The organism is Burkholderia cenocepacia (assembly GCF_900446215.1).
Taxonomy (GTDB): Bacteria; Pseudomonadota; Gammaproteobacteria; order Burkholderiales; family Burkholderiaceae; genus Burkholderia; species Burkholderia cenocepacia.
Window position 1 is genome coordinate 1488889 of the sequence record NZ_UAQZ01000001.1, and the last position, 13226, is coordinate 1502114.

Annotated in this window: 13 protein-coding genes; 12 read left to right on the plus strand and 1 reads right to left on the minus strand. The window is 61.4% G+C overall.

Going from position 1 to position 13226, the window contains the following annotated elements:
- Positions 1-11: 11 nt before the first annotated feature.
- From virB5 to DTA15_RS06935, 11 genes are all read left to right on the plus strand, one after another.
- A complete protein-coding gene (gene virB5, locus DTA15_RS06885) occupies positions 12-722 on the plus strand; it encodes a P-type DNA transfer protein VirB5 (RefSeq protein ID WP_006488466.1) in 711 nt (236 codons plus the stop codon).
- A 181-nt stretch (positions 723-903) separates the two neighbouring features.
- Complete coding sequence (locus DTA15_RS06890; protein ID WP_006488313.1) at positions 904-1608, plus strand: VirB8 family type IV secretion system protein; 705 nt, start codon at positions 904-906, stop codon at positions 1606-1608.
- A complete protein-coding gene (locus tag DTA15_RS06895; protein WP_006488361.1) occupies positions 1605-2429 on the plus strand; it encodes a TrbG/VirB9 family P-type conjugative transfer protein in 825 nt (274 codons plus the stop codon). Before DTA15_RS06890 ends, DTA15_RS06895 begins: the two co-directional genes overlap by 4 nt.
- Positions 2422-3645 carry a type IV secretion system protein VirB10 gene (virB10, locus tag DTA15_RS06900; RefSeq protein WP_006488449.1) on the plus strand — a complete coding sequence of 408 codons (1224 nt, stop codon included), beginning with the start codon at positions 2422-2424 and terminating at the stop codon, positions 3643-3645. The genes DTA15_RS06895 and virB10 overlap by 8 nt, the downstream gene beginning before the upstream one ends.
- The gene (virB11, locus tag DTA15_RS06905; protein WP_006488371.1) at positions 3642-4793 is read left to right on the plus strand and encodes a P-type DNA transfer ATPase VirB11; all 1152 of its coding nucleotides are present in this window, start codon (positions 3642-3644) and stop codon (positions 4791-4793) included. The genes virB10 and virB11 overlap by 4 nt, the downstream gene beginning before the upstream one ends.
- Positions 4786-5160, plus strand: coding sequence for a hypothetical protein (locus tag DTA15_RS06910; protein WP_370448164.1), 375 nt, complete (start codon positions 4786-4788; stop codon positions 5158-5160). The genes virB11 and DTA15_RS06910 overlap by 8 nt, the downstream gene beginning before the upstream one ends.
- Positions 5157-6869 (plus strand): type IV secretory system conjugative DNA transfer family protein, encoded by a 1713-nt coding sequence (locus DTA15_RS06915; protein WP_034178428.1) that lies wholly within the window; start codon positions 5157-5159, stop codon positions 6867-6869. The genes DTA15_RS06910 and DTA15_RS06915 overlap by 4 nt, the downstream gene beginning before the upstream one ends.
- Positions 6866-8713, plus strand: coding sequence for a PriCT-2 domain-containing protein (locus DTA15_RS06920; RefSeq protein WP_012493069.1), 1848 nt, complete (start codon positions 6866-6868; stop codon positions 8711-8713). Before DTA15_RS06915 ends, DTA15_RS06920 begins: the two co-directional genes overlap by 4 nt.
- A 74-nt stretch (positions 8714-8787) precedes the next feature.
- The gene (locus DTA15_RS06925) at positions 8788-9801 is read left to right on the plus strand and encodes an LPD7 domain-containing protein (protein ID WP_006488335.1); all 1014 of its coding nucleotides are present in this window, start codon (positions 8788-8790) and stop codon (positions 9799-9801) included.
- A gap of 6 nt (positions 9802-9807) precedes the next feature.
- The gene (locus tag DTA15_RS06930) at positions 9808-10326 is read left to right on the plus strand and encodes a hypothetical protein (RefSeq protein ID WP_012493071.1); all 519 of its coding nucleotides are present in this window, start codon (positions 9808-9810) and stop codon (positions 10324-10326) included.
- A 1-nt stretch (position 10327) separates the two neighbouring features.
- Positions 10328-11383 (plus strand): relaxase/mobilization nuclease domain-containing protein, encoded by a 1056-nt coding sequence (locus DTA15_RS06935; protein WP_012493072.1) that lies wholly within the window; start codon positions 10328-10330, stop codon positions 11381-11383.
- Positions 11384-11585: 202 nt separating this feature from the next.
- Here DTA15_RS06935 and DTA15_RS06940 read toward each other — a convergent pair whose 3' ends face one another.
- The gene (locus DTA15_RS06940; RefSeq protein ID WP_006488390.1) at positions 11586-12185 is read right to left on the minus strand and encodes an FMN-dependent NADH-azoreductase; all 600 of its coding nucleotides are present in this window, start codon (positions 12183-12185) and stop codon (positions 11586-11588) included.
- A 112-nt stretch (positions 12186-12297) separates the two neighbouring features.
- Between DTA15_RS06940 and DTA15_RS06945 the strand changes: the two genes are divergently transcribed.
- Entirely contained in the window at positions 12298-13215 is a 918-nt protein-coding gene (locus tag DTA15_RS06945; RefSeq protein ID WP_006488379.1) for a LysR family transcriptional regulator, read from the plus strand.
- Positions 13216-13226: the final 11 nt, after the last annotated feature.

Below are 13226 nucleotides of genomic sequence, written 5' to 3' on the forward strand. Positions count from 1 at the left end.
GAGACGAAGCCATGAAGCGATACCTATTCACGCATATCGTACTGTTGAGCGCCGTTGTCGCGGGCGCGGCCTCTTTTATTGAGCCGGTGAATGCGGAAATCTATTCGGTCTATGACGAAAAGAACGTCGCTCAGGCGATCGCGATGGTCGGGCAGCTCAAACAACAAGTGCAGCAGGAGATGGCGTTGTACCGCTCGTTCAGCGGCGCGCGCGGCTTTGGTGCGTTGCTGGATCGACCGGGGGTGGTCAATGCGCTGCCGGACAATTGGCAGAGCGTGTATGCCGCGATTCGCGAGGGGGGGTATGCCGGGTTGACTGGTCCGGCTCAGGCACTGCGCGCGCAAAGCAAGCTCTACGACTGTGAAGACCAGCAGGGCATCGATCAGCGAATTTGCCAGCGCGCGTTAAACAAGCCATTTCAAGATAAGGCGCTTGGTCTGCAGGCATATCAGACCGAGCTTGCCGAACTTGACCGGATTGAACTTCTGATGCGGCACATCGACACGACACGGGATCCGAAGGGTATCGCGGAACTGCAAGCACGAATCCAGTCGGAGAGCGTGGCAGTTGGCAACGAAATGACGAAGTTGCAGATGTTCAAGATGCTCGCGGAAACCGAGGATCGCTTGATTGCCGAGCAGCAGACTGAACTGCTCCTCAAGCGAGCGGGCAACACGCGTCGACTCCAGGATCAGATGGCGCCGGTCACGTTTGGCCGATAAGGAGAACTGCGATGACCCGCCGTTGGGTGATGTGCATGCTTATCGGGCTGAGCATGTCGATGTCCGGGTGCAACGGTGTGCCGTCGAGTCTCGTGCTACCCGATGGAGCTCACCGCGTACCGGTTAATCAGCAACTGCCGGTGCCGCCGGGGGCGAGCCTGTCGCTGGATGGAGCTTGTCCGTGAACGATCAAAGCGATTATCGACGTGCGCTTGATTTTGAGGCGTCGCTCACCGCGTTGCAGGCATGCTCCGAGCGTCGTGCATGGCAAGTGGCGTTTGCCGCCGTTATTGTTGCGATCGGTTCGGCAGCGGCGCTTGCCGTGATGACGCCGTTCTATCGCGTGGTGCCATTGCCTATCGAGGTGAACAAACTCACCGGCGAGGCGCAACTCATCGAGGTGCTCGACGCAAAACACGTGCCACTGCGTGAGATCGAAGACAAGCACTGGGTCGAAGTCTATGTACGGGCTCGCGAGCGCTACGACTGGGGACTGTTGCAAATGGATTACGACCGTGTCCTGGAGATGAGCGACGAATCGGTCGCGCGCGCGTATCGTCAAATCTACAGTGGTCCGAACGCGTTGGATCAGCAACTGGGCGCGTCAGTTCAATACCGCACCCGAATAGTATCGACGACGCTCGTGCCCGACGAGCCGGGACATGCTGTCGTGCATCTCGAGCGCACGGTGCGCAAGAACGGCATCGATACCGGTGAGCCAGCAAAACGTTTTGTGATTACGCTCGCCTTTACCTACCGCCCCACGGTGCTGGTGCGGGAACGTTCGGCCATCGAAAATCCATTTGGCTTCAAGGTGACGGCGTACAGCCGAGATGCGGAGGATACGCCACCTCCTCCACAGCCCAGTGCAGGAGCGGGCCGATGAATACGCTCGCGACCATGGCGATCCTATTAACGTGCTTTGCGGCGCAAGCGGTCGACGCCCACATCACGCCGGACTGGACGCGCGATGCCAGGGTGCGCAAAGTGCGTTATGTGCCAGACGAAGTCGTGCGCATTATTGCGCAGCGCGGCTTTGCCACCCACGTCGAGCTGGATCCGACCGAGCACATTCTTGTGGTTGCGCCAGGGGACCGCGACGGCTGGTATGTGGTAGCCAATCGGGGAGACCATGACGTCTATCTGAAGCCGAAACTCGCCGCTCATGACACGAATCTCATTGTCCGGACCGATCGGCGCAGCTACAGCTTTGACCTTCTCGTTCTGCCCCTGAAAGCACGCTTTGGCAACGCGCACGAGATGTACCGGGTAAGTTTCGTGTACCCGGACACCGCTGCGTCGGATGCGTCTATTGCCGCGCGCTTGGCGTGTTTGCAGAAACGGCTGTCTCAACCGTCTGTCGTGCGTAACGCCGCGTACTCGATGCAGGTCATGCCACATGCCGAGGATATCGCACCGTCCGCAGTATGGGACGACGGTCGCTTTACGTACATTCGAATCCCCAACAATCGCCGTATACCCGCGATCTTCCGAGTTGAGGACGATGACACCGAACGCGTGGTGGACAAGCACATGGACCGTGATGTGGTGGTCGTCCATGAGCTTGCCCGCCGACTCGTGTTGCGTCTTGGCGATGAGGCGGTTGGTTTGTGGAACGACGCATTCGACATTGATGGTGTCGCGCCGCAGCACGGTGTGACGGTCGACGGCGTGCGCCGCACGCTGCGGAGTCGCGAACATGACTGAGGACACTTCGCCCAACGGCGCAGCGACGGACGACGAGATTCGTCGCACCAGCCCGGCAGATATGGATACAGGTATGGGATCCGAATCGTCTGCCATGCTCGATCGCGGCATGCCCAGCTTGGATGGGTTCGGGCGACGATCGTTCATCAACTGGCTAGTACCGCTCGCGATCATCGTACTTGCGCTAATAGGCGCGGTCTGGACAGTTCATGGTGTGCTCGCTCACCGAGACGAGGCTGCGCGTGCGCGCCGCAGTGCGCTCCATGCGCGAGGCGCACACGAAAAGGTGTTCGACGAGGTGCCGGCACTTGCCGAGTCTGCGTCAGCCGCTGCAATGCCCACACCGACGCCAGCACCGGCCGCGGTACAGCCTGCGCCGTCCAGTGATCGTGCTGCTCCGTTACGAAGCTACTACGACGCACCGTTACTCGCCGTGGGGGCCAGCAATGGGCAAATGGCAGGCGCGAGCGAGAGTGAGTCAGCTTCCCCCAGTATTTTGCCCGTGCAGGCGGACCAGCAGCCGTCGAATGCAACTGCCGGTATGGCCGAGGAGCGGTCGAAATCCTTCTCACATCCGCAGTCTCAGGCGCTCGCGCCGACGCGCGTGCCGAAGGTGATGGCAGCGTTTATCGGCAACCGCAGTTTGCTACTCGCTCAGGGCACGAAGATCGATTGCGCGGGCGACACCGCGTTCGATTCTACCCAGGCAGGTATATCGACTTGCACGGTCGCACGTAATGTCTATTCCGACGACGGGCGCGTGGTGCTGATCGAGCGAGGCTCGCAAATTAATTGCGAATACCGCGCGAATCTTTCACCTGGACAACGCCGTGTATTTGTTCTGTCAGCACGAATTGCTACACCGCACGGTGTCACCGTACAGATCGATTCGCCGGTAGCCGACGCGCTGGGCCGCATGGGTGTGGATGGATCGATCGAGAATCACTGGGGCGCGCGCGTGGGCGCGGCCATGATGCTCGGACTAAGTCACGATGCGATCGGTTATCTGGCCACGCGCGGGGGCAATGGCAACGGCACGATTGTCTACCAGAACACGCAGGCGCAAGGCAACGACATGGCCACACGCGTACTCGATCAGACCATCAATATTGCTCCGACGCTCAGACAACATCAGGGTACCGAGTTCACGATTGTTCTGGCCCGCGATCTGGATTTCAGTTCGGTCTATACGCTGGAGCCGGAGGGGTTGCGATGAAGGCGTTCGAGGCAACACTTCAGCCGCAAACTGATCGCGTAACCGATGCGATGCCGGTGTTACCCGATGATGCATCGGTGACGGAGCTGATGCGTTCATTCGCACCGTTTCTCGCTGACGAAGCCGTAACGGAGCTCGTGATCAACCGACCACAGCGTATTCTGACCGAAACCCATCGGGGGTGGCAGGCACACGATTTACCAGAACTCGATTTCGAACGTCTCATGGCGTTCGCCGTGGCGATTGCCACATTGACGAATCAGGGTGTCTCGACCGAGCATCCGCTGCTTTCCGCACTGTTACCGGACAACGCGCGTCTCCAACTCGTGGTGCCGCCCGTGGTGCCGTCGCGGACGGTATCGGTCACGATCAGGCGCCCGAGCGCGGATGAAAAGACGCTCGAGTGCCATCGCGCCGACGGCATGTTTGAGGATACGGTTTGGCGACACGTAAGCGGTCTAGGCAAGACCGGCCAAGCGTTGCGCGCAGTCGATCGGATGCTCGTTGAGCAGCTTGAAGCGCGTGATTTTGCCGCCTTCTTCGAAGGCGCCGTGCGAGCACACCGCAATATTGTCATTGTCGGCAGCACGGGCTCCGGCAAGACGAGCTTTATGCGCAGCTTGTGCCGATACCTGGGAGCAACCGAGCGCATCGTGACGATCGAAGACGTACGCGAGCTGTTCATTCGGCATGTCGAAAACTGCGTCCATCTTCTCTATAGCAAAGGTTCGCAGGGGCGCGCACACGTAACGCCTGCAGATTTGATTGCCTGCGCCATGCGCATGCGCCCCGATCGGGTGTTGCTTGCCGAGCTCCGAGGGGCGGAAGCGTACGACTTCCTGAAGCTTTTGACCACGGGGCATGCCGGCTCGATGACGAGTTTTCATGCGTCCAGTGCGGGCATTGCCATCGAGCGGTTTGCGCTCATGGCAAAGGAGCATCCCGAGGCAGCCGCTTGGAACATTGCTTCGCTCAAGCGTGTGCTGCGCTTGACCATCGACGTGATCGCTCACATGGAGGCGCAGCCCGTATTGGACTCGCACGGTGTGCAGGTCGGCAAACGCTGGGCGATGACCGAAGTCTGGTTCGACCCGCGCGAGAAGGCCGCTATCGAGTTTGACCCAACCGAGAGGTACTGCGATGGATGACATGTCCGGGACGCTTGCTCCAGTGTGGCGTGTGACGATTCTCACGCTTGCCATCACGATCGGGATATACGCCGAATTGGCTGCTGCCGAATGGTTGGCTTCATGTTTGTTATATGCAAGCGTGCATCTCAACCCACTTCGGGCAGGGTGGTCAACCTGGCTTGATGCGCTAGGGGCATGGTATGACGGCCGTCTTCCGAATATGGGGCGACGTGTGGCCGGTGCGGGCCTCATGGGGTTGCTCGTCGCCTTCGGCGGCCCTGCGCTTGCCGTGTATGCGTGGCTGGAACAAGCAGGCCGCAGACCCTTGTATGGCGACGCGCGCTTCGCGAACGATGCGGAGATTCGTCGGGCGGGGCTGTTATGAGACAGATTGCACCCGCGAAGTCTCAACCGACGCTTGTGGTGGGCCGTTGGCGTGGCCGCTACCTGCGCTTTGCCGGTCAGCAATTCGTGCTACTTGCCGCGCCTGCTCGTTCAGGAAAGGGCGTGGGGATTGTGATCCCGAATCTGCTGACCTATTCCGACTCCGTGGTCGTGCTCGATATCAAACAGGAAAATTTTCGCCTCACGGCGGGCTTCCGGCGCGCGCACGGACAAGCTGTGTACCTGTTCAATCCGTTCGCAGAGGATGGCCGCACGCATCGCTACAACCCGTTGTCGGTCATCGCAGACGGTATGTTTCGCGTCGGCGATATTCTGGCGATCGGTTACGTGTTGTATCCGGCCGGCGGGCATGACGAATTCTGGAAAGACCAGGCACGCAACCTTCTGTTGGGACTGGTCCTGCTGCTGTGGGATTTGCGCGAGGCCCGTCGTGCTGGCGCGAGCGGAGTGCCCGACTATCCGATCACAATGGGCGAGGTACTGCGGCAATCATCGGGAAATGGTCTGCCCGTCAAAACCTACTTAAACCGGATGCTTATACAGTATCGACAGTACTTGAGCCGCGCCTGTATTGATGCACTGAATCGATTCCTCACGAATGACGACAAGGTTCTGGCGAGCATTCTGGCCACTTTTAATGCGCCACTGACGATCTGGGCCAACCCGATTGTTGACGCGGCGACGAGCGCGAACGACTTTGATCTGCGAGACGTCAGACGCCGCAAGATGTCCGTATATCTTGGCGTGACGCCCGATCACTTAAGTGAAGCGGCGATACTGATGAATCTGATGTTCTCGCAGCTCGTGAATCTGAACACGAAGGAGTTGGCAGAGGACAATCCGGCACTGAAATATCAATGCCTGCTGCTGCTCGACGAGATGACGGCGATTGGAAAAATCCAGATTATCGCGCGTGCGGTGGCTTATATGGCGGGCTACAACTTGCGCCTGCTCTCGATCGTGCAGTCCGACTCGCAGCTCGAGTCTGTTTATGGCAGAGCTGACGCGAGGACCATTGTCACGAATCATGCGATGCAGATTCTCTTCGCCCCGCGCGAACAGAAGGACGCCAATGCCTACTCCGAGATGCTCGGCACGCGCACGGAGCGATCGCGCAGCACCAGCCGATCGAATGGCATGTTCGGTGCGCGCGGCGGTGCGAGCGAGAGCTTTTCCGATCAACGTCGTGCGCTGATGTTGCCGCAGGAGATCAAGGAGCTCGCTCGCGACAAGGAAATCATTCTTCTCGAAAATACCAAGCCGATTTTGGCGGACCGGATCTGCTACTGGCGCGATCGTGCATTTACTTCACGGGTAATGGACGCGCCGACTGTGCCTGCGCTCGATCTCATGCGATTTGGTGCACAAATTGAGCAGCGGCTGCGCGAACTGAGCGATGACGACGTCGATGATCAGACGGGCGAGTTGGCGCATGTGCGAGCGGACTATCTGGAACTTGTACACGCCTGGGATCCGCGCGAGCTGCCGCAGGCGCTGGACAATGTCAGTTGCGAGGAGGCAGCCGCATATGTGGATCGGCACTTCACGCTGCTGGGGGTGCCGGCTGACGACGTAGCGCGCGCCGCACGTCGTTTGGCGAGAGACGAAGATGGCATGACTGATACTGAGACGGGCGCGCGCAAGCGCGACCCGAGCCCCGTCGCGCGGGCAAGTGGTGGTGTTCAATGAGCGTTGCATATATCAGTGAGGCCGATCGCGTGCGCGCTGCTTTGGCGGCGATTCCGGCCGGCGACTATTCGACATGGGTCGACATGGCGTTCGCCGTGAAGCATGGGCTTGGCGAGGCAGGTTTTGATCTGTGGGATGCATGGAGCCAGACGGCGCCGAATTACGATGCACGATCGGCGCGTGCGACATGGCGCTCGGCGAGCGAAAGTGGGGCGATCACGCTTGCGTCGTTGTTTTGGCTTGCCCGCGAGCATGGGTTTGATCTGGCCGGCTCGCGCGCGTTTGGCGATCGCGCGGCGCGGTCCGCGTCGGCGCATGCCCCCATTGTGGGCGCCGACGCCTCACTCGAGCGCAAGCGCCGGGCGCGCCGCGCCGCCGTCGCTCGACAGGCGCTAAGTATCTGGAATTGGGCACGACCGGTGGCACCTGACCATCCTTATCTGGCGCGCAAGCAGATTGCGCCGTTGCCTACCTTGCGCGAGCTTGAAGCAGAAGAGTTGCATGTGCTGCTCGGCTACGTCCCGAAATCCAATGACACTGCTCTATTGGGACGTGTGTTGATCGTGCCTGTTCGTATCGGCCACCAGATTTCGACACTCGAGCTGATCGATTGCGAAGGGCGTAAATCATCGCTGGCAGGCGGTGCGAAGGCGGGAGGCTGGTGGTCTGTTACGCCCGAACAGCATCGACGCGACGCGTGCTTGCCGGTGCTGATTGCCGAGGGTGTGGCCACTGCCGTATCCGCATGGCAGGCGACAGGGTGGTACACGCTTGCGGCTTTGTCGAGCGGAAATTTATCCAAAGTGGCTACGGTATGGCGCGCGCAGCACCCAAAGGATGCGCTTGTGATTCTGGCCGATCTCGGTGCTGGATTTACGCATGCGGAGCATGCGGCGCGCAATGCCCATGCACGACTGGTCGTTCCTCGGTTCGCATCGGGGGCGCATATTGCGAATCAGTTGCCGACCGACTTTAACGATATGGCGGTGCTCGACGGAAAGGAGGCGGTCGGCGAGCTGTTGCGGCGTGCGGTACTGGAGACCCCGGCGCCTACATCGACTGACGCCAAGGCGAGCCGGACGCAAACCGAGGGTATGTCGTTTTACTTGACGGGAGACGCAGACATGGGATCGAGGAAGACGGACAAGGGCACGGGGGCGGACGACGTGCGCCGGCACGCCGAGGCCGACCGCTCGGACGGTGATTGTGCGTCGACGCAGCCATCTGGTACTCCGGAGGAAGGGAAACAGGCTTTCACCCACGAACCGGCGGCGAGCTCAGCCACCGAAACCACGGACGACGGGCAGCATTCGAACCAGGGGCCACGTCATGCGACGGGCGAACTCATATACGGGCTCGACGCCGTGCCCACGGAGGTCAAGGTGGCGGCCGAGCGGCGGTTTGGGGCTGTATTGAGGATGTCCACACCACGAGAGAATGGAGGTCCCTATCGCGGGGAGGTGCTCAATACCGAGCATTTCCTTGTTCAAGCGGTGGCACCACGCAGCGTGGTGTTCCATGCGAAGGGAAGGATGACATTCGTGTCGGACCGGTTACGGTGGATGGACGAGCACCATCGCCTAGACGGCGCGGACGTACAGATTGTCTACGAAGGTGAGCGCGCGAAGCTGTACCCGTGGGACCGGGCTCGCGATCAGCTTGAGCGGGCGGTTGCATCACTGAAAAAATCTGCGCGGGAAATGGGGCTCGACGGCATGGACGCGAAGCTCGACGCACTGCATGCAGCGTCATGGGCGCGCGTGAAAGCTGCACGTGCGGACGCGCTCGCGCAAGCCAGGTCACGCGTGGACGGGCGTGGCGATATCGACGACCCGCAGCGGTAGCGATTCGGTCATGCGCAATATGGATGGTGACACCGCGCAGCTGAGCATTGCGCGACGCATAACCGGTGAGGTACATGATGGATGATACCCAGTCGCCGGCGCTTTTCGCACCTAGTGCGGACTTCGCCGTGAACGCCATCGAGCCTGAATGGACTGCGGACGTCGGCATAGCGCGACGTCGTCCGTCGGACCACTTTCCGGCACAACAATTCGGCTATCTCGCAATGCTTGCGCGTCGGCGCAGCGAGTTTAATGCGGCGCGCGCCCTGCTACGAGAGCAGGCTGGTGGCAGCCGCTTCGAGGCGGGGCGTGACGATGCAGGCACGGATGGTGTGTCCGATACCGGCGCGATAAATTCGGTGCCGAAGTTCACGGAAATCGCAGACGCGCCAGAGCGAGTTAGGCGAAGCTACCTGCGCGCCGGCAGTCAATATTTCCTGAAGGAGGCCCCGTACCCTCTGGCATTCGAGGATCGGGGGCGATATCTCGTCACGATGCAAACTCGTACAGACATTGTTGCTTCCATGATGGATATGGTGCAGGCGAAGGCGTGGACGCGCATTCGCGTGTCGGGGCACGACGCCTTTTGCCGCGAAGTATGGCTGCAGGCCGTTTCGATCGGTATTGAGGTAAGCGGGTACACACCGAAGCCTGCCGACCTAGCGCGCCTTTCTGAGTTGAACGCGCCCACGGAACACACACGCGATCGCGACTCCGAGCGTCCTGTGTTGCAGCCGCAAGTAGGGACGACTGCAACGCCTGCGGGTGCCCGCGACGAAAGTCCAGACCGTCGCATGGGCGCACCGATGCGCCACTCGAGATCGCTGGACGATGAGATTCAGCTCGCCGTGATTGTGGCGGCTATGCGCGAGCAGGGTTTCAGTGATCGTTCGGTCGATCGTGTTAAGCGTCGCGCTGTGCGCATGCTCGACGCGCTTCACGCTGAGGGCGTCGAGCTTCCCCGACCTCGCGTGTTCGATCCGACGGCTCCTTCCGCGCGAGCGGAAAAGGACGAACCCCAGCAATCGTCTGCCCCGTCGCGAGAAATCAATCACGCACCCGCCATGCAGTTGCCTGGCCAACGGTAGACGAACATGGGATCGCGAAACCGAGCGCGCATTGCGGTCGAACTGGGTGCGCTAAAGCCTTTGTGGCAGGCACGATGTGCGCAGAACGGGGTGAGCGCCGGTGAGGGCATCAGGCGGCTCGTGGCCGAAGCACTGGATATTGCCCATGACCCGCCGGACACGGCTGCAATACTTTCGGCGCCGAGCGAGCCGTTTGTACGGATCGGTGTGGGTCTGATGCCGGCCGAGTTGCAATGTATCAAAGGGCTGGCCCATGTCCAGGGGTTCACCGCCAATCGATGGATTGCTGCGTTAATTCGCGCCCATCTGACCGGAGAGCCGCAACTGGGAAACCGGGAGATGATGCTGCTTGCGGAATCGAATCGGCAGCTCGCCGCGATTCGTACGCGACTGGGTGAGCTCGCGCGCGACACGGGCGAGGGCCACCACGTACCTGATTGGGAGCACGCGCGCGCCATGATCCTTACACATCTGCGTTTTGTCGCACAGTTGCTGCAAACCAACCTGGACCGATGGAGCCGTTGATATGCCGTTTCCCAGACAGTACGTCGATGCGCTGCTCGTCAACTGGGGCGATCGACTGTTTCACGATCCGCTACGGCATGTGCGCGCCCCGCATCTGCCCGGCGTGGCATTGCCGCGCGATGCGCGGCGTCTGCGCGAACGGCTGGCTTTGACGCTTCGGCGCGCGCCCGAGGTCATGGTCAAGATTACCAACAAAGCATCAGGCGCACAGGGCATGGGTGCGGTGCGTCGACACCTGCAATATATTTCACGCGATGGCCATGTCGAGTTGGAAGACCAGGACGCGCGCGTGTTAATCGGAGACGCTGCCCTGCAGGACCTCTTTGACGAATGGCGATGGGGTGGTTGGGGGATGCCGGAGGAGAGCCGGCGTCGGGAAACCTTTAATCTGATGCTATCAATGCCGGCTGGCACGGACCGCGCGGCCGTCCGAGAGGCGTCAAGGGCGTTCGCGCGCGAGATATTCGGCGACGGACGATTGTACGTGTTCGCACAGCACGATGACCAGCCGCATCCGCACGTACATCTGTGTGTTCGGGTGCGTGGTCCTGACGGGCGGTGTCTGAATCCGCGCAAGCGGGATCTGCGCACATGGCGCGAGGTATTTGCGCGACAGTTGCGCGAACACGGGGTCGATGCGAACGCAACGCCGAGGCTGGCGCGCGGTGAGACACAACGCTTGCCGACGCAGGCCGTGGTACGAATGCAGTCTCGTGGAGTTGCCCCGCGTTTTTACCGATCGGTGCTCGATGAGCGAGCGCAAATGGCGTTATGGGATGCGCATATCGAAACATTGGCAGTCTGGCGTGGGGTCGCGCAAGCATTGGCCCATTCCGGTATCCCTGAAGACCGAACCATGGCAATGGCTATTGTGGATTTTGTGCAGCACATGCCGGCGAGGCAATTGGAGCCCGGCGCTACCCGACTCGACCCTGCTACCACGCGCTCATATCGTGATCGCCCTGTCGAGCACAGGTATATCGCACATTTCGCGGGGAGACAGCGCAGTGTCGATGGCAGGCCAACCGAACCTGATCCGCCATTTGACCGAGACTGAACGCGATTCGGCCAGCCTTGTTTGGGTGTCGGGCACACGATCTTGCGTGCATGACGCTTGTCGCCGCGAACGACGATTGGTGTGCAAACGCAGAGGACTTACGGGCGTCGTGCGACTGTGGTACCGCTGGCGATTGGCGCCGGGTAAGGCGCGGCGTCCATCGATCTGGCTGGCTCACGACGTAGGTTAGTGCCGCCTGTGCTCACGCGTGCAGCGCGTCCATTTGCTTGTGCGCATGTTCCAGCCCGGCGTTGAAACCGTGCGGCTTCATGTCCAGCCCTTCGGCATAGACGAATTCCACATCGGCGATACCCATCAGGCCGAGCACGGCGCGCAGGTACGGCGTGACCGCATCCGTTGCCTGTCCGACGTGGACGCCGCCGCGCGTGCTGAACACGATCGCGCGGACGCCTTCGACGAGCCCCATCGGATAGGTGTCCGTGTAGCGGAACGTCACGCGGGCCCGCGCGACGAGGTCGAACCAGTTCTTCAACTGGGTCGGCACGTTGTGGTTGTACATCGGCGCACCGATCAGCAGCAGGTCGCTGCCCTTGAGTTCGGCGATCAACGCGTCGGACAACGCGATCGCCTGCCGCGCGCGTTCGCTCGGGTGTTCCGCGCCGCGCAGCGCATGGAACAGCTCGCTGTCGAGCACCGGCAGCGCGTCGGCGACGAGATCGCGCACGATCACGTCGTCGGCATGGCCGTTGGCGTTGCGCTGGGCGAGGAACGTATCGATCAGCGTGCCGGTATGCGACTGGCTGCCGTTGATGCTGGATTTGAGGACGAGAATCCGGGCCATGGTGCGTACTCCGTTTGCGAATGTCGAGGACTGGAATCGATCCTATCATTCACTTTTTATCGCCAAAAGCGATAAGATCGACGCATTGTGTAGCGTATTTGTCCCCAATCGGATGCGAAACAACCTGAAAGGCATCGACGTGTTCGTCGCCGCGGTGGAAGCGAGCAGCTTCGCGCAGGCCGCCGAGAAGCTGCACATCACGCGCTCGGCCGTCGGCAAAAGCATCGCGCGCCTCGAGGAACGGCTCGGCGTCGTGCTGTTTCACCGAACGACGCGCAGCCAGAGCCTGACCGACGAGGGTTCGCTGTTCTACGAGCATTGCCTGCGTGCGATGGACGAGATCCAGGCCGGCGAGGCGCTGCTCGAAACCGGCAAGTGGCAGATGAAAGGGCGGCTGCGCGTGTCGATGCCGACGCTGTTCGGCCATCTGTGCGTCGCGCCGATCCTGATCGGCGTCGCGAAGGCGCACCCGGACCTCGATCTGGAGCTGTCCTTCAGCGACCGGTCCGTCGATCTGGCCGAGGAGCGCTTCGATCTCGCGGTGCGCATCGGCACGTTGCCGAACAGCAGCGGACTGGTCGCGCGAGCGCTGGCCGAGCACCGGATGGCGTTCTGCGCGTCGCCGGCTTACCTGAGCCGATACGGCGAACCGCAAACCTGGCGGGAACTGGAGCAGCACAAGGCGCTGGCTTATACGCGCTTTGGCCAGGTGCATCGCTGGCCCGTTCTCGTCGACGGCGAGCGCGTGGAATTGCAGCCCGCCGTCCGGCTGCTGTCCGACGACCTGCGTGCGTTGATGGATGCCGCCCTTGCCGATCTCGGCGTCGCGTGGCTGCCGTACTGGCTGGTGCGCGACGCATTGCGCGGCGGCGCGTTGCGGGAGCTGCTGCCGGCGCAGCCGGGCGTCGTCTACCCGATCCACGCGGTGTGGCCGGCCACGCCGCACCTGCCGCTGAAAGTGCGGGCCGCCGTCGATGCGCTGCGGGAACACTTGCCCGCCCGGCTGGCCGCGGTCGAAGCGCGGATGTGACGAAGCGGCGC